The sequence below is a fragment of the Pedobacter sp. 01N310 genome (genome assembly GCF_056399805.1).
In genome coordinates this window covers 277,642-297,812 of the sequence record NZ_JBFTSB010000002.1, presented here as the reverse complement: position 1 = coordinate 297,812, position 20,171 = coordinate 277,642, and the positions used below count along the sequence as shown (strand labels likewise).

Here is a 20,171-nt window from a genome sequence, read left to right as displayed (position 1 = left end):
GACAAATCTAAATCTAGAATAGCATCCTATCCTATCCATTGCTATTCATTTTTATGCAACCCATTTCATTCATTTTATTCATACAGGGCATTCTTAGAGAATAGATTTCTTCAATTGTGAAATTATGATGACATTAGCGCTAGTCATCCCATCTGTTAATTAATGAATGCTAACGATCTCCTTATCGAACTCAGGAAGTTTGTCCTTATAAAATCTGGTTTGAGAAATATCGACCCAGCTCATTGTAAGATTATTTCCGAGTATGTATTTCAAGAAACTAAAAACTACGTAAGTGAAACAACCATCAAACGATTTTTTGGCTTTGCGAACACCTTACATAAATTCTCTTTATTTACTTTAAATAGCTTATCACAATATATAGGTTATAACGATTGGGACTCATTTTGTAAAGACAAGGAAAACCAAACTACCTCCGTTCAAAGTATCTGGCAAGATTTAAAGCTAAAAGCACATGCTGTTACAGAGATATCGTTAATTGCAAATAAAAATAACTCGGGCATTCCTTTTAGTGCTACCGCCAACAGAAGTTTTTTTTACCCTGATTTTGATTATTTCTTAAAAAACAACTACCAGTTTACAACCATAAGTGCTCAACCTGGCCAGGGAAAATCGATACTGCTTGCACACATGATAGAGTATTTTTTCCTGTCAGAAAATGCACTCTACAAAAACGACATCGTTTTATTGGTTAACTCTACCAGTATTAATACCATTATTCAAACTGGAAATACTTTAAAAGACTGGTTTTTAAAAGAATTTAAATTTGGGAGCCTTTCCGAGTTAATCAGTTTTTTTAAAAAAAATCCCGAAAAGAGAGAAGGCCGTTTCATTATTATTGTTGATGGTATTGATGAACATTTAGCAAGAGGTAATTATTTTAAAACGTTTATCGACTTTTTATACAGTATTGAAGAAAACAACTTTGTTAAGCTCGCATTTGGTCTGCGAACGAATAGTTGGATTAATCTTCAACCCGCTATTTACGGTTCTGCATCTTTAACTAAAGCCTGGTATACGGGCTTGTTTTATGATGAGGAAACCCTAAGTAATGTACCATCGTTAAATGTTGATGAGGTACTCTACACCTTAAGCAATATAGAAAACAAAATTATCAACCGGGCAGATGTAAGCCTGCCCCTATTAACTCAGTTTAAAACACCATTCTGGTTACAGGTTTATTTTAAGCTCAAAGATGAGAACCACCATCTTGAGCTGAGTAATCCTTTATTACGTTATGAATTAATTAGTTATTTCTTAGAGAAACGCGTATTTCTGGCAAAAAAAAGCACTGAAAAAGTATTTCTCCTTAAAAAAATAAGCGATAGCATTTCAGAAGGAAATAAGAAATTAAGGGTTTCTAAAGAAAAAATCCTGAGTTATATCAATTGTTATCCCGATGCATACGAAGAACTTTTGCATGCCGGGATCATCATCGAAGAAAAAAGATTAAGTACTGCCATCCCTACAGAAATTGTCCGCTTTTTAAACGACGATATTTATACCTATTTCCTATTTATACAGATCACTGATAAGTTTGAATACAGGCCTTGTAAATCATTTTTCGAGCATATATTAAACAGTTTCCCTGGCCAAACCTCGCTGAGAGACTATATACTTAACTGGGCAATTAGGTTCTGTATTACCAGAAATGAAATTGCAGCCTTAAAAAACATTTTCAGGCTGCAATTTACCAACATTGAAAAAAACAGTGCTTTCGATTTTATCTGTTATGTGTCTAAATACGAACTTGGCAAACCCAATTCTAATTTCAATAAGTTAAGCATTGGCGTCGATTTTATCGACATTATGGCTACAGGGCGAACCATGAGCAACCTGTATAAAGAAACCATCAAAACCATTTCAGAGAATGTACTCAATGAAGACATTCAGATTATCCTGCACGTAATAGAATGCAACGTTAATCTAATTGATGTGGACAAAGTGGCTTTAGCCAATACCATGCAGCTGCTAAAGCGGAACTACAAAAGATTAAATGAATTGTTCCCAATTAATCCTTATGATTTAATTCTTTATTTCTACAATAACCTGGTTAATAAACCTAACGAGAGTAAAACCCTGGAAGATAAAATAATAAAACTTTGCCAGGAGATAGATCAGAGTAAACCACAGAAAAACGAAGAAATCACTTCTACCGAAATACTCTCTTACCGCTTGGTATTAATTACCTTATTTTCTCAAAAAAGCTATGCAGAATGCCACCGCTTTATTATGGCTATTTTGACTAAGTACCCCAATATTTTTTATGTAAGACATTCCGTTTTCTCTTCTTTTTTACTGCTTCACTTAGGTCAAACCTATATCAAGCTCAACTATTTTAAAAAAGCGCAGCGCATTATGCAATTTGTTGATAAAATCATCAGCAGCGATTACACCTATTATACCAATTTTATTTTGGCCAGCTTCAGTGTGTTTAAAGCCAACTTTTATAATGCAACACATAATTACGAACAAGCGCTTATAGAAACTAATATCGGCTTGGGTATTACGGGAAAGAATGATTTTAAGATGTTCGAGATTGCCCTGTTATTAAGTAAGATCGATACCCTAAAACATACCGAAGAATCAGAAGAAGTATCAAACGTAATTAAAGAACTGTTAAACTTTTTAACGGTACATAAAATCTCCATGCCCGATTATTCTAACCTAAGCAGTTACGAGTTCGAGCATACCTTTAAAATTTTAAAATCGTACCGCAGGCATCAAAACCTATAAAAAGCCCTGCAATTATCGCAATGCTTTTTCCAAACACATGCATCCAAAGCCTACAATCCCTTTTTTATGGAGCGCAGGGCCTGTATAAAAGATCTAGTTTCTTCCCGTTTTACGCTTTTACACTTCGCTTCCTCGTTCCTCGTTGCGGCAGGGTAACGCTTCAACAGGGGCTAAATGGCAAAAACAGTTTTTCATTTTCGCGGTTGCAGGATGCACAAACTTTGTTCTTAAACCCGATTGCAGCGAACACGGAGTGCAACGGAGTAAAGCGCAAAGCGGGACTAAAGGCTGCCAAGAACCACAAGCCATCCATTTCCTAATTCTAAAATACTTTTTCCTAATAGAGCGCAATGCCACTGCAAATCAGTAAATGCTTTCCCGTTTTATGCTTATACGCTTCGCTTCCTCGTTCCTCGTTGCTGCAGGGTAACGCTTCAACCGGGGCTAAATGGCAAAACAGTTTTTCATTTTTAGGGTTGCAGGGTGCACAAACTTTGTTCTTAAACCCGATTGTTGCGAACATACCGATTCTTCATCGGTATAAAGCATAAAGCGGGACTGAAGGCTGCCAAGAACTGCTGCACCTTCATTTTCTAACCATAAAGAAATTATCCTTAAAATGTCTTGAATTTCGGTTGCTGTTTCACCACCGATAGCGTAAAATATTTATTTAATCAGGTTATAAAGTTCATCCAGTTTAGGCGAAAGTACAATCTCTATCCTTCTGTTTTTGCTTCTTCCATCTGCATTTGCGTTGGTACCCAACGGTTGGAATTCGCCCTTACCTGTAGCCGTCATCCTTACACTTTCTACCTTCTCATTCTCTGTTAAATAACGTACTACAGAAGTAGCCCTTAACACACTTAAATCCCAGTTATCTTTAATCTGGCCCAGGTTATTTATTTTCTGGTTATCGGTATGACCTTCAACAGCAATGTTTATCTCTGGTTGTTGCTTTAATACATTGGCCAATTGAGTAAGGGCCTGTTTTCCTTTTTCATCGATAATAATACTTCCCGAAGGGAACAATAGTTTATCCGTTAGCGAAACATAAACTTTACCATTTTTAATCTCTACGGTTAAACCGCTTTTGGTAAAACCCAATAAAGCCTGTTGAAGTTTTTCTTTCAGCGCATTGGTTGCCTCATCACGTTTACGCAAAACTTCTTCTACTTCTTTTAAACGTTTTTCGCGGGCAGCTAAGTCTCCAGATAGTTTGGTAATTTCTGATGACGAATTATTTTTAAGCTTTTTATAGCTTGCATCCATTTCATTGTAATTGTTCTGCAGATCGCGAAGTTCTTCAGCCATTAAGGTAGTATCCTTTTTAAGCTTGCCTACTTCTTTTTCTAAATTTTCGATTTTAATTAAGCCTTCGTTAAAAGCAGTATATAGCGAATCTTTAGTGCCCAATAAGGCTTTGTACTTTTTAGGCGAAAGAACAACGCAAGAGCTAATTGAAGAGATAAACAAGAGTAACGCAAATGCAAAAAAGGTATTTTTCATATTTTATTTTCAAGATTTGAGTATCAAGTATCAAGACCTTTTATAGTTTGAACATTGATTATCGGTTATTGATTATTTTGGGTGTTGGTCATTGAAAATTAACAGTTGGTTATTGCTCAATGGCATTCCGTAAAAATGCAACTAATGGTTGTACTGTTTTAAAAGAACTTATCAACTTATTAACGAGGTTTGGTTTTAAAAATTCTTCATCTTCGATTTTTGTAGTAGCCTCGAAGCTTTTCAATTTTAAAAATTCGATATTTGGATCTGCAGGATCATAACCCTTAGGTGCATTTTTAAGTGCATTATCAAAACCCAGTTTAAAGTTTTTCTTAAAGGCTGCGTTGTTAATAATTTCTTTAAAATCGCCTATATTATAATCAATCTCTTGCCTGATCAATTTTAAATGTGGTGCATCTGGCATCCAGTATCCACCGGCAATAAAACTTTTCCCTGGCTGAATATGCAGATAATAACCGGGTTCGTTTCCTCCTTTTTTGGTAGAGAACCATATGCCGAAGTTATTTTTATAAGGATCTTTATTCTTGCTGAAGCGCACATCACGATAAATGCGTAAAAGGCACTTTTTTGGATCCATCTCTGCCGAAAGTGTCGGGTCTACTTTGGCCAGCTCCGGGATGATATTGGCTACAAGTCCGAGTACATCGGCCTTTGCATTTTCATAAACTTCTTTGTTGGCGGCAAACCATTCGCGGTTGTTATTCTCCGCTACGTCTTTTATAAAACTAAGGGTTTCTTTTTTTAACATACGGGCATTGGGTTAACTGGTTAATCGGTTAATCGCTGAATTTAACAATTAACCAGTTTATACGATTTAAACGATTAACCAATACTACTTATCGTAATATGGCTTATACTTAATGTTCGGCGATAAAACATGGAGCAGTATAATTCTCGAATATCGATAGTTAAATGGATACAGAATAAAACAACCTGCAAAAATAACGATCAGATAAGGCCAGAAAGTTGCATCGGTAAGCGGACCAAAAATTAAATAGGTGATGAAACTGGCGAACAGCATTTCGATTACATTCATCGCATAACTTACATACATGGCTGCATAAAAGTAGCCTGGTTCAATTTCTATGCGTTGTGCACAATGCCCGCAGATTTCTTTGGTATGCTGAATGTTCCAGCCATACATACTGCCTGTAAAAATATCTCCCCTACGGCAATGCGGACACTTACAGTGTATAATGGCATAAAGTTTTGAGGTAGTTTGCTCAGACATACTTTTAATTTAAATTAAAAGGTTCCTTTTTCATATTAAGGTGCACATTCTTTTTGCGGTATTTTTTATACCAAACCACACCAACAATAACAGCCATTAAATAAGGAAGAGATAAAAGGTACAATACACCTGTATTTAAGCCTGCTGTTTGTGTATTGCCGTTTTTAACACCTTGCTCGGCATTAATGGTACACATAGAACATTGGGCATTAACATTGGGACTTACCGTGAATGTAAATACCAGTACAAACAGGATAAAAATTGCTTTCTTCTTCATTCGTTACAAATATAAGCATAAACGCTTGGAGGGGTTTAAAAATTATGTCATAAAAAAACCCTTGCTTTTTAGGGCAAGGGTTACGGGAGAGAAAGATTAAAATTAGATTTTAATTATTTATAGCGTTCCGTATATAAAAAACACTGACTTTAATGTCCCCAAAAATGGGGGATTTTAAATATATCGGAGCATTTATTGCAAAACAAACGTCATTACAATTGATGGATCTTCAACGCTTGTCATTTTACCATAAACATTTGCACCATCAACATAATAATCGAAAGTCACACTATTTGCCAATAAAAAAGCATGTAGTCTTGAAAGTGAATTTGTTACATATCCTCCAGATGCAGCTGCAAATTGACTAAACTTGTATACCCCGTTTGCATCAACTGTGTAATTGTACACAATAGTAGTTATCCAACCAGAGCTTCCACCATTTTGACTACTAAAGCCATTTAAGTTTAACCTCTTGTTTGCAATGTTCCAAGCAAAATTGATTCGACCATAGTTAAAACTATATCCAGTTACGGCAGGTGTTAAGCCGTTATGAAAATAATTTAGAATAGTAGCTCCATTGGTACTTGTTCCAGGATATATGGTCTTATATTCGGACAACATACCTCCATATTTACTACCCCATAGCCTATAAAGCGGAACTATAGGCGTTGCAGAATTTTTAATAATATATTCTTTTCCGGTAGAATCATATAAAACTAAGGTCGTTGCGTCCTTCCAGGCAAGACGGATAAAAGTAATGCCTTGCCATACTAGACCTCCATTTAGAATTTCAGCACCAGTTAAGTTAAAAGCAAACTTTTGACCACTAGAAAAAACCGTAGACCCATCAGCTAAAACACCTGTTAAATCTATCCTTTTACCAGATAAAACGCTATTGGAAACATTTGGAGAAACACCAACTTTTAGCGCACTACCACCAACAACTACTTCAATATATGGGTTCGCATAAGTATTGAAATAATCTTTAATTTTATCAATAGCAGTTTTTAATCCGGCACTTTCATAAGCAGCTCTTTGGGCAGCAGTTGCCTTGATCATTTTTAATGGCTGGCGGTATCTTTTACCTATAAAAACAATACTGTCCCCAGAAATTCTATCGTAAATAAAATCAACATCACTCTTAAAACCTGTTTTAGCGATTCCCCCAAAAGTTGAAGGATCCGGATCGTTCAACATGGTGATGTAGTTAAATGTATCAAAAACTAAATCTACACCTTGATCTTGCTTAACTCGGTAATATGAAGCATATTCTGTTTTGGATGATGCATCATTTAAATCAGCATACATCTTAACGTTTTCGGTAGCATCAAACTTCATAAAGAAGCTATATCCTCCTCCATCAGCAGTTGGTGTAGTAGCAATCCATCCGTTTTCGGCAGAGCTTAAAGTAGTTTTTACTTTTGCAATAGCTTCACCCATCCTAATTTCTGGATCTTGATCAAATTTAGCTACAAATGATGATTTCTTGCAGCCTGCAAATATTAACAGGCAAGTGAATAAAAATAATATTCTTTTCATAACAGTTATATTTATTGCCCTAAAGCACCGTAAAAATAGTTTGTAGGCGTACCACTAACATAAAAACCGCCAAAATTGGTATAAGTACCCGCATTATATCCAGCTGGTAACCAGTCTGCAACAAAGGTATTATTAACAAAATAGTCCAATAAAGGCTGTATTCCTGGTTTAACTGTATTTGCATTTCCTACCCAGCTTGCATCTGTGCCTCCGGCTGTACCCGTTGTAAATTTGGTTTCGCCAGTAGTCGTATTAATTACCATATTTAAAGCATATCTAGCCTCCAAGACTGATCCGGCAGAATTAGAATAATTAACATAAACCGTTGCAGCAGTACCTGAGGTAAAATCAAATCTAATGTAATTTAACACCCTATTTGCCCCACCTATTGTAGCAAGTGCTGTTTTAGAATTTTGATAAACAGCTTTGAATTGATCAGAAATACCAAATTGGCTATAGGTTACATCGTTATCCAGATTAATCGTCATGCTTTTATACAGGTTCCTGTTTAACCAATAGCCAAAAGAAACTGATGGATCTTTTAAAGTAGTTTTGATATAGTCCTGTACTTCCTTTTGCAGTTTTCTAAAGTCGATTCCGAATGCGGTTGTAAAATAATTTACCACGTTTGCCTCTTTTAATTTAAGTCTACTTTTAGCAGTCGCATTGGCTGTATTGGCATAGTTGTCATAATATGATTGACCTGAAACCAATAAAGTTGCGGTTGTTTCGGCATAATCTTCTGTTGGGCTACCACTGGCATAACTACCCAAAAATCCATTATCTTTAGCTGTTTGAGCTAGTGTTAGTGTCCATGGCTGTTTATACGTACCACCAGATATGGCTTCGAAATCAATAGGAATAGCTACAGTTTGGTTTAAAATGTGGGTAAATTCGTGATGAATTACATACAATCTGGAAGTTACAAAGCCAGGGGAAAGGCTGAAATTGTTAAGTCCGTATAATGTAACCCTTCTACCTCCAGCTGCTGTTCCTGCTATAGCAGAGCCATCGGTTTGATATTTTGCAGAGCCATATAAAACCCATTCTTTAGGATTTGTACGCTGTACGAAATCCAAACCTGCAATTTTTAAGTATGGCGCCAAATAGCCATCCAATACCGTTTGCATCATAGGCTGCACATTTTCAGGCTTAAGCGGTGCTACATCGGCTGCGGCATCTCCATAATAATATCTGTTGAACCTGTACACCACTTTCATATTATACGGATTTAGAAAGGTTGTATTTAACCATTTATCCAAATCTGTATTAGATTCAGGCATATCTAAATTATACTTGTTGAAATCAACATCTAAATCCTCAGTTTTTCTACATGAGGTAGCAATAGCCAAAATCATTATTATGGCTAATGAACTTTTAATAAAATTTTTCATAAACATATTTATCTTGGATTTAGTTCTACTCCAGAAAGCTTTACTTCATTCGGTAATTGAAACAATCTACGCGGATCGGCAGGTTTTAATTCCATGAAACTCTCTACACCAGTATTACTAAATATATTATGTTTAACAGTTAAACCACTACGAACAATATCCATCCACCTTATACCTTCTTCCAAAAATTCTGCTTTTTTAGAATCTAAAATAGTTTGTATCAATCCCTGTTTCGGATCGTCGATACTATAAAATGCTTTTATTTTAGCTAAGGTGACTACATCGGTAGCAGCATTGTAATTTCTAATTCTAACCTTCATAAAATCGTTGATATCTTTTAAGGCTGCGTCATTATTACCCAATTGGGCATAAGCCTCAGCCCTGTTCATTAAGGTTTCATCAGCAGTAAGTAATGGAACAACCAAGTATGGAAAACCGATACCCGGACCTGTGTAAAAGAAATAGTATAAATACTTTAGCGTATTATAGTTTCCAGCACTCCATTGGTAAACCTTATTTGCCAGTATTTTGCCCGTAACGTTAGGAGAAGTATACATTCTAACCAGCTTATTGCCAATACCATGATTTGGTGTATTTACATAAGTATAAGTACTATAAGCATTACCGAGCATAATTGCTGTTCTTTGCTCAGTTTTAGTATAGTTAGCTCTAAAATCATTGTTTGTCATTTCGTACAAGGTTGTAGAAACGGGCCTCATATTATTAACAAAATCGTTTCCAGAAACGGTTAAATTGGCATGATCAATTACTTTTTGCCAATCGCCAAGGAATAGATAAAAACGTGAGGCAAATGCGTGTGCAGCTGAAGGCGTGAAATGGTACTTAGGAACCGTATAAGCACTTGCAGATAATAAAGGCAATCCCTCTTCAAGGTCCTTTTTAATTTTATCATAAGTTTCTTTAACTGTCCCTCTCGAATATTGCTTAATCGGCTCAGTTTCTGGTACAGTAACATAGGGTACACCAGGAGAACTGTTAGCCCCGCCTATTTCGTAAGGTTTTGCAAAAAATACAGCTAACATAAAGTGAGCATAGGCACGTGCAACCAATGCTTCTCCCTTATATGGCAATACCGCATTACCAAAGTTGCCGTTCTCTATGGCCTGTAATGCCTGGTTAGCTGCAGCAATAGCTTCATAGCACCCATTCCAGTAGGACCCTGGGCTATTTGTATCGGTTCCTGAAAGGTCTTCCCAATAATACGGCTTATCCCATTGATCGTTCAAAGTCCCTACACCTTTTTCCTTTTCCTCGGTATTATCCGAGGCAGCCTCTGCAAAAGTGATATAATGAGCAGAAGGGTATGCTGTTGCAGTTAATTGTGCTACTTTAGCAACAGTTGTTATCTCTGTTCTATTATCAGGTACTTCATCTAAAAATTTCTTACAAGATTGTAACGATACGAGTAACATTACACTTGATAATATGGTAATTGATTTTATTAGTTTCATAATCTTTTAAATTAAAATCCAACTCTTAATGATAATGTAAACTGTGTTGGAACCGGTAATGCAACACCCCCTGTAGAAAAGAATTCAGGATCTTCACCGTTAAGTCTCTTATCGGCATAAAGAACCGCCACATTGTCGCAAGCCACAATAAGGGAAGCGTTTGTCATTTTAAACTTTGAAGTGATTTTCTTAGGAATATCATAACTAGCAGTAATTCTGGAAAGTTTAATATAATCTCCACTTACAACACGTTCTGTAGAATAGTTATAAAGGTTATAAGGATATACTGGATTAGTTGTAGAACCTGTAGAACTTACAATCGCCGCCGCAGAAACTGGGTCGAGTAAGGCAGGGATGTTCGTAATTTTTTCATCTCCTGGCATAATCCATCTATTTAACACATCGCGACTTAAAGTTGTCATATCAGAATAAGAAGCAGAGATAGATGGTGCTAAACGTAATGCATTTCCTGCTGAGAATTTAAATAGAGCAGATAAAGAGAAGTTTTTGTACCTGAACTGATTGAAAAAGCCTCCTGTTGTTGTCGGATCTGTTGGACCTTCATATTTTAAGATATCAATATCATCACCTTGTAGGCCAATATACGTTGTGGCAGTACTATTTGCACCGTAGAAAGTTGGATAACCATATTGTGGATTTAAACCAGCAAACTGAACCGAAAACAATCCTCTTTGTGGGTACCCTAAAACTGCCCCCCCTGTTGCAGAAACTGCTCTCCAAATATTAGGAAGTGCATCTAGTTCTGTAATTTTTGTTTTATTAAATGCAAAGTTAAAATTGGTTGCCCATTTAAAATCACCAGCATTAATTGGCGAACCCGATATAGTGAATTCGATACCTTTACTAGACATTGCCGCATAGTTGGCGGTTTTGGTGAATTCGCCTCCAATACCAGAAGTATTCAAGTTACCCAATAGATCGTGGATATTACGATTATATAGGTCGACAGATAAATTTACTTTGTTTTTAAAGAATCTTAAATCTAAACCTATATTGGCATCGTACGATTTTTCCCAGGTTAACTCCGTATTTTGAAGCGTTGATATATAGGTTTGAACTTCCTGATCTTTTAAAAACTGTCTTCTAGATATTTGATCATAAAAAACGGGAAGCGAGTTGGTAGCACTACCAATGCTGGCAGTTAAACCATACGATCCTCTTAAAACTGCGGAAGTTACGATATCATTTTTAGGCCAGAAACTTTCTTGATCAGCATTCCAGGATCCAGATACGTTCCAGGTTGGCAACCATCTTGCATTCCTGCTCCTACCCATTTTATTAGATCCATCGTAACGTGTGGTAGCATTAAAACTATAACGACCTTTGTATGAGTAAGCTGCTCTTAGCATGTAGGCAACATAGCGTTCGTAGTTGTTACCCATTCCAAAATAAGCTTTACCCGCTTCACCAGCCTGCTTAAAATATAAGTAACTTGGATTTACTAAGCCGCCATTTTCATACTGATAGCCAACTCCATTAAAATATTCATTCTGTCTATCAATATACCGAACCTCCATTGAACCGAAAACATTAACGAGATGTTTATCATTAAAGTTCTTATCGTATACAAGATCGTGTCTGAAATAATAGTTTGTTAAGTTGTCGCCCGCAGTATTATAAAACCCACCTGTTGGCAGCAGACTGGTGGGTAAACCAGTGGGATTAGCTGAGTCTATGTATAAATACTGGTTATCACCGTCGCGTGTGGCATCACCACCTGACCTAAATGCCTGAGCTTGATTAGATTGTTCTAACACATAACTCTGTCTTTCTGATTTAGAAAACCTATAAGCGGCATTGATAGAGTAAGTTAAAGAAGGAATGATTTTGTATTTTACACCTCCTTGTACTTTAATATCAAGCATCTGGAGTTTCGTATAATTATTTTCAAGCTCATTTAAAATATTAAATGGAGCATAATTTCTAACAAAATACTCTAGGTTCCCATTCTCATCATATGGCGTTATCAGGCGGCTTGTGTTACGCGCATAAGTATATGGATTCACATCAAACTCACGATAGTAGCTGCCATATACCGGGTCTGATTTACGATCAGAGTTACCACTGGGTGTTCTTTGGTTACGGATGGAAGCTGTAGTAAGCAATTCAAAGCTTAATTTACTGCTGGGTGCAAAATTTGCCCTGAAGTTTCCGGTAAAGCGATCTACATTGCTACCAATAGTTTGACCTTTATCGTTCAAATATGATGTTGAGGCATAGGTTTGGAACTTTTCTGTACCTGAGGTTACACTCATAGAGTGCTCCTGCTTCAATGAATTCTTGTAAAGGATATCAAACCAGTCTGTATTGGCATTCGCGTATCTGTTTAAGAAATTTGAAACGCTTGATTTATCATATTTTAAAGCAAAGGTTTTTGTTGCCGGATCATAATTATAAAGCTCATTGTACATTTTATAAAAGATACCTCCATTTTGGCCACTTGAAGATCCTGGGATTTGATAAGCTCCTTTATTAAAATACTCAATCAAAACAGCCATTTGCTCGTCTGAGTTCAAAATGTCTGTTCCTTCGTAAGTTGGTTTTGAGTAAGTTGTAAAGTTCCCAGTATAACTAATTTTTGGAGTACCTTCTGTTTGTCTACCCTTTTTTGTGGTTACCACAATAACACCGTTCATAGCTCTTGCACCGTACATGGCTGTAGCAGCTGCATCTTTCAAGATATTGAAACTCTCAATATCATCAGCATTCAACCCTGCAACTGATGATCCTAATAAAGTATTTGCATCACCACTGGATAAAGCTTCATTTGAAATATTAACCACATCTTCCAAAATAATACCATCTATCACCCAAAGCGGTTTATTGTCCCCAGACAGAGAGGTTGCACCCCGTACCCTGATTTTTGGAGCTGCACCAAATGTACCTGAAACATTTTGTAAGGTAACACCAGCTACCTGTCCTTCCAACATACGGCTGATATCAGAAACACCCAATCTTTCTACATCAGATACTTTTAACTGAGTAGCTGCACCTGTAAATAATTTTCTGTCCAGCTGTTGATAACCAGTAGAAACAACATTTACTTCTTTCAACTGTGCTGCATCCTCTTCTAAGGTTACATTAATAACTGTTTTTCCACCTATGGGAACTTCGAGGGTTTTATAGCCAATATAACTAAATGATAAAACTGCTCCTTCTTTTACCGAAATGGTGTAATCTCCAGAAGAACTAGTTGATACTGCATTAGCGGCCCCTTTTTCTCGTACACTTACCCCAGGCAAAGCACTTCCACTTTTATCTCTTACTTTACCAGTTACTTTTACTGCTACGAAATAACTAAGCACTTTATCGAAGATTGACTTATCTGCCGGTTTGATCAAAATGGTTTTATCTTCAATAGTATAGGTTAAATCCCGTCCTGAAATAATTTTAGCCATCACTTCATCTATGGTAGCCTTACTAAAGTTGGCATTTAAAGTAGTAGTACTTTTAATGGTATTACTTGATAATAATACATCGTAACCAGATTGTTGTCTGATTTCCCTAAACATTTTCTCTAATGTTACATTTTTCTCTTTTAATGTAACCAGCTGGCCAAATGAAGCTGCGCTTACCTGCATTAACGAGGCAAGTAATATGACCGTAACTAACTTCATAATTAATAGCAATTTAGGTATGTAGCGTCGATGCGTACATAAAATTCTAATATAAATTTTGTACATTTAATAGTCTGTTTTTGTGCGAAGCGCAATAAAGTTTAGACGCCAAAAAGCGTTTCGCGGTTATCCAAGAAGTAATTGATTTTTAATCGATTCCGGGTTACGGAATAGCTAAACAGATAATAAAGGGGGTGTTACAAGCACTCCTTTTTTATTTATTCAACGTTGAATCGTCAGGAGTTTTGTCGAGGTCTATTCATCATTTGTTAAGTTTTAGGTTAAGTTGATTAATTAGTTATTTTTAGAGATAAAGGTTAGTTACTCCCTCATCTTTTCTCGTTTATTCTTTGTAGACAATTAGTTTATTATCTTTAATATCAAAACGTACTTCCCCAGTTTGCTCAAATTTGGTTAGCACTTTCGATATTTTTTCGAAACGGCTTACCGTTCCGTAATACATTACATTTTTTGCAGCAGGATCGGCATATTCAATTTCTACATTATACCAACGGGCAACTTTGCGTAAAATGCTTTCCTGCCTTTCGTTGTTAAACATGAAATAGCCGTTTTTCCATGCTATTGCTTCATCAACATTTACTTCTTTTATAGCTATACCCGAAACAGATACTAGGGATTGTTCCCCAGGCTTAAGCACCTCGCTCTCATTGGTAGTATTATGCGAAACACGTACACTTCCTTCCAACAAAGTGGTTTTAGTTACCTTTTCATCTTTATAGCTATTAATGTTGAAGTGCGTACCTAATACCTCAACAGCTTGTTTATCGGTTTCAACAATAAAAGGGTGTGCTGCATTTTTGGCTACTTCAAAATAAGCTTCGCCATCTAGTTTAACTACACGCTGTTTTGCTGTCCCGATATTTAACGAATACTGAATTGAAGATGCTGCATTTAGCCAAACAGTAGAACCATCGGGTAACTGGATTTGCCATTCACCACCGTTTGGAGTCGAAATGGTATTTAATCTACTATCATTTACATTTTCTGCTGCGGCAACGTTGTACACCAAATGGCCATCAGCTGTTTTGGTGATAGAGAAACCGGCTTCTTTGGCAACATCGCCATTCATCGCATCCGAAAGTGAAATTTTCTTTCCATTGGCCAGGGTGAGGATTGCTTTATTTTTTCCCGGCGCCACGTCAGTAGCAAAAACATGCTCTTTCTTTTTCTGTAAAGAGAGGTAAGCGCTGAACGAAAACACAATAAAAACAACGGCAGCGGCAGCCCATTTTAAGCTGTTCATTAAAATCCGTTTAGGCGATCGGATTGGTTTATCTACCGCCAGAATTTTATTTAGAACCGGGCTCCATTTTTCCTCAACAACATTAACTGCATACTCTTCTTCAACGATAATCATTTTCACGATTTCGTCAGAAAGCAATGATGTGCTGTTTTCTGCCAAAACTAAAAGTTCTTCCCTTTCGGCCTCACTTAAGGTCTTAGCAGTAAACTGTTGTAAAAGGTAATGTATACGTTCTTCCATAAAGATTCTGATACTAAGAAGCAGCAAAAGAAAATTAGGACTATCGGGATATTAATTTTTTTCTATTTTATTTTCAAAAAGAAAAAAACAATTGGGAAAAAGAATACAATCCCATGTTGATCGAGGTGTATACGTATCGATTTAAGGGCTATTACCAGGGCATTTTTAACCGTATTAGGCGATATATTGAGTATTTCTGCAATTTCAGGTATGGTTTTACCATCGCGTCTGCTCAATTGATATATATTTTTGCGTTGATCAGGTAATTTTTCAACAGCAATAGCAATAATTTTCGTTACCTCGTTTAAATTAATAGTTTCTACAGTATTGTTATGGCTATTTTGTTGTTTCGCAGTAAATGCATCAACAACTCTATCATCTTTAAGTTTCTTGCGTAAATAGCTTAAACATTCGTTAGAAACATATTTATATAGATAGGCTTTCACATTATCTACTTCTGCTAATTTATCGCGATTTAGCCAAACCCTTAAAAATGAATCTTGAATAATTTCTTCAGCGGCATCATTAGATTTAGTAAACTTAGCGGCAAAAATTTGGAGTACAGGAAGGTATTTGAAGAAAAGGACAGAAAAAGCCTGCTCATCTCCTCCTACGATTTTATCAATCAGCACATGTTCTTTGTCTGCGTTGCTTAGCGCCATAAAATTAGTTCATCACAATTTGCTATGTCTTCCATTATTCTAAGGCGTAATAATAAATAGATTTATCATTAAAAGAGAAGAAAGATTTAAACTAAAACATTTTACTATGATAATAAGCTTCCTTACCAAATATACTGATTAAGAAATTTTAGTCGGTAAAAAATTAATTAAAAATAAAACCCCCACTTTTTAGGGTAGGGGTTCAAAAGTTAAGGTAGGACAACCTTAGTATGAATAATACGGTGATATCATCAGATAAACAACTACTCCGGTTATTGCTACATAAAGCCATAGTGGAAAAGTAATCCTGGCAATCTTTCTATGGCGATCGAAACGCTCGGCCAATGCCCTTACATAAGTAACCAAAACCAGTGGAATAATGGCTATCGACAATAGGATATGCGTTAACAAGATAAAGAAGTAGGCATATTTAATAGCACCATCACCACCAAATTTAGTAGATGGGGTAGTCATATGATAAGCGATATACATTATCAAAAATAATAAAGAACAACCGATAGCGGTTTTCATCAAGTTTTGGTGCAATTGTATTTTACCGTTTTTTATGGCCCATACAGCCACCACCAACAGTACAGCTGTAATTCCGTTAATGGTAGCATATATTGGCGGCAAAAAAGGTAGAGTTGGCGCATCTATCCCCAAATCCTTTAACTTTACCACGAATAAAAATGCTACAGCTACGGGTATAAAAATAGAAAGAATGATGATCCACTTGCTATACTTTTTCTCAATTGGGCTATTTTCCATGAGTTTTTAAAATCTCTTTTATATTATTATTATTTTGTGTCGACTTCGGAGTCTAAACGCTAAGTCCTAAACCCTAACCGCTAAGCCAACTATCTGCCGTCTTTAACATTCCTCAAATACTCCGCAATAAGTACTTTTATTTCGTCCTCCAACCTGGCGTTTGCTTCAACATTATCGGCATCATAAATTCCGCGTATACGGTGTAGATTATCAATAAGTACTATTTTATTACTAAAAATAAAATTGGTTTTCTCTTTCGTTTCATCTGCCACTACATCAAGTAACAAACCTTTTCTGATTAACGGATAAGTTTGAGTGGTATCGCCAATCAGAAAATCCCATTTCCCAGCTTTTGCCTTAAACTGTTCGGCAAAATCTTTTATTCTACCTTTATCAAGTGGATCAACAGACAGGCTTAAAAACTTAACCAAAGGTTTTTGCTCATACCCATCAGATAATTTCTTGGTGTATTTACTTGTTTCCTGGTTGTTGGCGCCGGTATAAAATAAATTTAGTACCACGATCTTGTTTTCTAATGATTTCCATGAGATGGTATCATTTTGCTGATTTACGAGTTTAAAATCAGGAACCAAGTGATAAATGGTATCTGGTATTTTTTTCCCTTTTACGCTATGAAAGGTTGATGCGACAACTTTCTCACCAAAGATGGGTAAACTCTTATACCTGTTCTTTGCAAAGTGTGGCAATAAGTAAAAAAACAAAAATCCCGGTATAGCTAAAATGCTTACCAGGATTATTACCTTTTTTATAGGACTTCTTTTCATTAATGGTTCATCATGTGGATGTTTAAAAACCCACCTTCTATCAGCATTAAAACAATAAAGTAAATAATGAAAATAAATGATACTGTTAATGCAAGCTGTAAGCCTAGCTTTTCATATTTTAAGTGCATAAAATAGGCTACAATATAAAATGCTTTTAACAGGGTTAACGCAATATAAATGTAATTACCGATGTGCTGGGTCATATATCCTTTAGGAATTAATACCAGCGCTATGATAAATTCAATTACGGTAATCAATAAAAGGATTCCAAAAACTTTCCAGATTTTACCTTTTGATAAACCTGCATGATCCCCGTGCCCGTGCTCTTCTGTTGTATGTGTATGCTCTGACATAAAAATATTTTTATAATATGATAAATTAAACCAAATAGAAGAATGTAAATACAAACACCCAAACTAAATCAACAAAGTGCCAGTATAAACCCACTTTTTCTACCATTAGATAATGTCCTTTTTTCTCAAAAGTTCCATTAATTGTCATAATCAGGATGATGATGTTAATGATTACCCCACTAAATACGTGGAAACCGTGGAAACCTGTAATGGTAAAAAATAAGTTTGCAAATTGTTGTGAAGCAACTAATGATACATCTTCTGGTTTAAGGAAGAAATGTTTTAATTCTTCTGCTGATGGAATATGTCCCCACCAGAAACCATCGTGGTGTAAGTGAGTCCACTCAATTGCCTGACAGCCTAAGAACATGAAACCACCAATGATGGTTGCAATCATCCAGCCGATAACTTCTTTTTTAGAACGTCTGTGACCTGCCTCTACCGCTAAAACCATGGTTACCGAACTCATGATTAAGATAAAGGTCATGATACCTACGAAAACCAACGGCCAACCATGTTCTGCAATACCCGGAATAGATTGAAAAACCTTATCTGGAGCTGGCCATGTTAATTTAGAAAAACGCTGAGCGCCGTAGTAGATCAATAAAGATGAAAAGGTAAAAGCATCTGACAAAAGGAAAAACCACATCATGATTTTACCATATTCTACCGACCACGGAGAACGACCACCATTCCATGGTCCGGTTTTAACTTGATCTAATTGTGATACTGCATTCATTTGGAAATAGTATAATAGTTTGTTAACAAATTTAACGGTTCAAAAGTAAAAAAACATACAGATATATCCATAATATATCTATAAAATGCCAAAAAATAGAAGCAATTTCCATTCTGTATTGGACTTTGGCAACAGGCAGACTTTTATAACTTCCTGCTAAAGCATTAATAATAAGGCCAACACCACCAATAATGTGTAATAAGTGCATGCCAGATACCACATAAATAAATGATATTGCTGCGTTATTTCCTACCAGGGTTGCACCAGTTCTTACCATACTTCCCCAGGCATTAAACTGCATTACTCCAAAAGCTATGGCCAAGATTACGGTAATCCACAGCATATTGCGCTGTAAGCTGAAGTTCAGTTTCTTTAAAGCCTTTGATGCAAGCACCAAGGTAATGCTACTGGCAATAATTACCAAACTAGAGTAAATAAAAGCATCTGGTAAAACCAAACCATGCCCCTTTCCCTTCGAAGCGGCAAATACCAGATAATAACTGGTAAAACCACCAAACATAATTGTTGATGATACGACAAATAACCAAACAATAAATTTTCTTGGTTTTGGGTCAAACGTATCCTGCATCTTTTCCATTGTTAGCACCATAAATTATTTTGCTATAAAATTTAATAATAAACCCAACTGTACTGCCGGGATGTAAAAAAACGAACAGAACATCACTTTCTTGGCATCTGCCAATTCTCTGCTCATTAAAAGTTTAAAAGCCAGCCAGCTAAAAATAAGTCCGGCTATTAATGATAAACCTGCAATGTAATATCCACCAAAACCATATAGTGTTGGCAGTAAACTTACCGGAATTAAAATTAATGTACTTAAAAAGGTAAGCCAAGCAGAGGTTTTATCTCTTTTCTTTGTAGGTAACAACCTAAAACCTGCTTTCTTATAATCATCATCCAAAACCCAGGCAATTGCCCAGAAATGTGGAAACTGCCATACAAACTGAATTAAAAACAAAATGCCAGCAATGTAATAATCAATTTCGTGGAACATTTCGGCTTTTAAACTACCGAATGCTGCTAAATATCCAATAAGCGGTGGTAAAGCACCTGGAATAGCACCTATAAAAACTGCTATTGGCGATTTTCTTTTCAATGGTGTATAGGCAAAGGCATACAACAGGATCGAAAATACAGAAAGTAAACCCGTTTCGAGATTCAATTTCCCCAATAACCAGGTACCTAAAAATGCCATAAAAACCCCCAAGATCAATCCTTGTCCGGTAGTCATTCTGCCTGCTGGCATAGGGCGATCTTTAGTTCTAGACATTAACTTATCTAAATCCTTCTCAATAATTTCGTTAAAGCAGTTTGCAGCAGCGGTTACTAAAAAACCTCCGGCAATCAATATTAACCAGTTTCCCCAATCAATACTAGGGATATGGCCTCTACCCACCTGCATTTTCTGTCCGATCAAAAAAGAGATCGACGCCGAAAACACCACCGTAAACGATAGCCTGAATTTGATAAGTTTAGAAAAATCTGAAAGATATTGCTTCAATTTTCT

At 36.2% G+C, this 20,171-nt stretch carries 17 protein-coding genes; 1 reads left to right on the top strand and 16 read right to left on the bottom strand.

Annotated elements, in window-relative coordinates; genetic code table 11:
* Positions 1–162: 162 nt before the first annotated feature.
* Positions 163–2,754, top strand: a complete 2,592-nt coding sequence (locus AC1DNH_RS06840) for a hypothetical protein (RefSeq protein WP_477625274.1) — start codon at positions 163–165, stop codon at positions 2,752–2,754.
* Positions 2,755–3,420: 666 nt separating this feature from the next.
* On the opposite strand, the gene AC1DNH_RS06835 is transcribed toward AC1DNH_RS06840, so the two are convergent.
* The 16 genes from AC1DNH_RS06835 to cyoE form a co-directional block, all read right to left on the bottom strand.
* On the bottom strand, positions 3,421–4,260 hold the full coding sequence (locus tag AC1DNH_RS06835; RefSeq protein ID WP_230144482.1) for an OmpA/MotB family protein: 840 nt from the start codon (positions 4,258–4,260) through the stop codon (positions 3,421–3,423).
* 109 nt (positions 4,261–4,369) lie between these two features.
* Entirely contained in the window at positions 4,370–5,029 is a 660-nt protein-coding gene (locus AC1DNH_RS06830; RefSeq protein ID WP_477578586.1) for a DUF2461 domain-containing protein, read from the bottom strand.
* 84 nt (positions 5,030–5,113) lie between these two features.
* On the bottom strand, positions 5,114–5,512 hold the full coding sequence (locus AC1DNH_RS06825) for a DUF983 domain-containing protein (RefSeq protein ID WP_477578584.1): 399 nt from the start codon (positions 5,510–5,512) through the stop codon (positions 5,114–5,116).
* Positions 5,513–5,516: 4 nt separating this feature from the next.
* On the bottom strand, positions 5,517–5,789 hold the full coding sequence (locus AC1DNH_RS06820; protein ID WP_477578582.1) for a hypothetical protein: 273 nt from the start codon (positions 5,787–5,789) through the stop codon (positions 5,517–5,519).
* 192 nt (positions 5,790–5,981) lie between these two features.
* Positions 5,982–7,328, bottom strand: a complete 1,347-nt coding sequence (locus AC1DNH_RS06815) for a DUF4302 domain-containing protein (protein ID WP_477578580.1) — start codon at positions 7,326–7,328, stop codon at positions 5,982–5,984.
* Positions 7,329–7,339: 11 nt separating this feature from the next.
* The gene (locus AC1DNH_RS06810) at positions 7,340–8,722 is read right to left on the bottom strand and encodes a substrate import-associated zinc metallohydrolase lipoprotein (RefSeq protein WP_477607795.1); all 1,383 of its coding nucleotides are present in this window, start codon (positions 8,720–8,722) and stop codon (positions 7,340–7,342) included.
* Between the two features lie 8 nt (positions 8,723–8,730).
* Positions 8,731–10,194, bottom strand: coding sequence for a RagB/SusD family nutrient uptake outer membrane protein (locus tag AC1DNH_RS06805; protein ID WP_477607797.1), 1,464 nt, complete (start codon positions 10,192–10,194; stop codon positions 8,731–8,733).
* Positions 10,195–10,205: 11 nt separating this feature from the next.
* Positions 10,206–13,832: a SusC/RagA family TonB-linked outer membrane protein gene (locus tag AC1DNH_RS06800; RefSeq protein WP_477625273.1), complete on the bottom strand. Its 3,627-nt coding sequence runs from the start codon at positions 13,830–13,832 to the stop codon at positions 10,206–10,208.
* A gap of 343 nt (positions 13,833–14,175) precedes the next feature.
* Positions 14,176–15,336 carry a FecR family protein gene (locus tag AC1DNH_RS06795; RefSeq protein WP_477578572.1) on the bottom strand — a complete coding sequence of 387 codons (1,161 nt, stop codon included), beginning with the start codon at positions 15,334–15,336 and terminating at the stop codon, positions 14,176–14,178.
* A gap of 62 nt (positions 15,337–15,398) precedes the next feature.
* Positions 15,399–15,998, bottom strand: a complete 600-nt coding sequence (locus tag AC1DNH_RS06790) for an RNA polymerase sigma-70 factor (RefSeq protein ID WP_477578571.1) — start codon at positions 15,996–15,998, stop codon at positions 15,399–15,401.
* Positions 15,999–16,223: 225 nt separating this feature from the next.
* Entirely contained in the window at positions 16,224–16,766 is a 543-nt protein-coding gene (locus tag AC1DNH_RS06785) for a DUF420 domain-containing protein (protein WP_477578569.1), read from the bottom strand.
* A gap of 89 nt (positions 16,767–16,855) precedes the next feature.
* Positions 16,856–17,551, bottom strand: coding sequence for an SCO family protein (locus AC1DNH_RS06780; protein WP_477578567.1), 696 nt, complete (start codon positions 17,549–17,551; stop codon positions 16,856–16,858).
* The gene (locus AC1DNH_RS06775) at positions 17,551–17,904 is read right to left on the bottom strand and encodes a cytochrome C oxidase subunit IV family protein (protein ID WP_215130619.1); all 354 of its coding nucleotides are present in this window, start codon (positions 17,902–17,904) and stop codon (positions 17,551–17,553) included. The genes AC1DNH_RS06780 and AC1DNH_RS06775 overlap by 1 nt, the downstream gene beginning before the upstream one ends.
* Before the next feature lie 25 nt (positions 17,905–17,929).
* Positions 17,930–18,643, bottom strand: a complete 714-nt coding sequence (locus AC1DNH_RS06770) for a cytochrome c oxidase subunit 3 (RefSeq protein WP_477585697.1) — start codon at positions 18,641–18,643, stop codon at positions 17,930–17,932.
* Between the two features lie 31 nt (positions 18,644–18,674).
* Positions 18,675–19,241 (bottom strand): cytochrome c oxidase subunit 3, encoded by a 567-nt coding sequence (locus tag AC1DNH_RS06765; protein WP_083488668.1) that lies wholly within the window; start codon positions 19,239–19,241, stop codon positions 18,675–18,677.
* Positions 19,242–19,256: 15 nt separating this feature from the next.
* The gene (cyoE, locus tag AC1DNH_RS06760; protein WP_477625272.1) at positions 19,257–20,165 is read right to left on the bottom strand and encodes a heme o synthase; all 909 of its coding nucleotides are present in this window, start codon (positions 20,163–20,165) and stop codon (positions 19,257–19,259) included.
* Positions 20,166–20,171 lie beyond the last annotated feature (6 nt).

What these genes read in the sequence shown, in the direction of transcription:
- AC1DNH_RS06840 (WP_477625274.1), top strand. Translation starts at nt 163, where the DNA reads ATGAATGCTAACGATCTCCTTATCGAACTCAGGAAGTTTGTCCTTATA.
- AC1DNH_RS06835 (WP_230144482.1), bottom strand. Translation starts at nt 4,260, where the DNA reads ATGAAAAATACCTTTTTTGCATTTGCGTTACTCTTGTTTATCTCTTCA.
- AC1DNH_RS06830 (WP_477578586.1), bottom strand. Translation starts at nt 5,029, where the DNA reads ATGTTAAAAAAAGAAACCCTTAGTTTTATAAAAGACGTAGCGGAGAAT.
- AC1DNH_RS06825 (WP_477578584.1), bottom strand. Translation starts at nt 5,512, where the DNA reads ATGTCTGAGCAAACTACCTCAAAACTTTATGCCATTATACACTGTAAG.
- AC1DNH_RS06820 (WP_477578582.1), bottom strand. Translation starts at nt 5,789, where the DNA reads ATGAAGAAGAAAGCAATTTTTATCCTGTTTGTACTGGTATTTACATTC.
- AC1DNH_RS06815 (WP_477578580.1), bottom strand. Translation starts at nt 7,328, where the DNA reads ATGAAAAGAATATTATTTTTATTCACTTGCCTGTTAATATTTGCAGGC.
- AC1DNH_RS06810 (WP_477607795.1), bottom strand. Translation starts at nt 8,722, where the DNA reads ATGAAAAATTTTATTAAAAGTTCATTAGCCATAATAATGATTTTGGCT.
- AC1DNH_RS06805 (WP_477607797.1), bottom strand. Translation starts at nt 10,194, where the DNA reads ATGAAACTAATAAAATCAATTACCATATTATCAAGTGTAATGTTACTC.
- AC1DNH_RS06800 (WP_477625273.1), bottom strand. Translation starts at nt 13,832, where the DNA reads ATGAAGTTAGTTACGGTCATATTACTTGCCTCGTTAATGCAGGTAAGC.
- AC1DNH_RS06795 (WP_477578572.1), bottom strand. Translation starts at nt 15,336, where the DNA reads ATGGAAGAACGTATACATTACCTTTTACAACAGTTTACTGCTAAGACC.
- AC1DNH_RS06790 (WP_477578571.1), bottom strand. Translation starts at nt 15,998, where the DNA reads ATGGCGCTAAGCAACGCAGACAAAGAACATGTGCTGATTGATAAAATC.
- AC1DNH_RS06785 (WP_477578569.1), bottom strand. Translation starts at nt 16,766, where the DNA reads ATGGAAAATAGCCCAATTGAGAAAAAGTATAGCAAGTGGATCATCATT.
- AC1DNH_RS06780 (WP_477578567.1), bottom strand. Translation starts at nt 17,551, where the DNA reads ATGAAAAGAAGTCCTATAAAAAAGGTAATAATCCTGGTAAGCATTTTA.
- AC1DNH_RS06775 (WP_215130619.1), bottom strand. Translation starts at nt 17,904, where the DNA reads ATGTCAGAGCATACACATACAACAGAAGAGCACGGGCACGGGGATCAT.
- AC1DNH_RS06770 (WP_477585697.1), bottom strand. Translation starts at nt 18,643, where the DNA reads ATGAATGCAGTATCACAATTAGATCAAGTTAAAACCGGACCATGGAAT.
- AC1DNH_RS06765 (WP_083488668.1), bottom strand. Translation starts at nt 19,241, where the DNA reads ATGGAAAAGATGCAGGATACGTTTGACCCAAAACCAAGAAAATTTATT.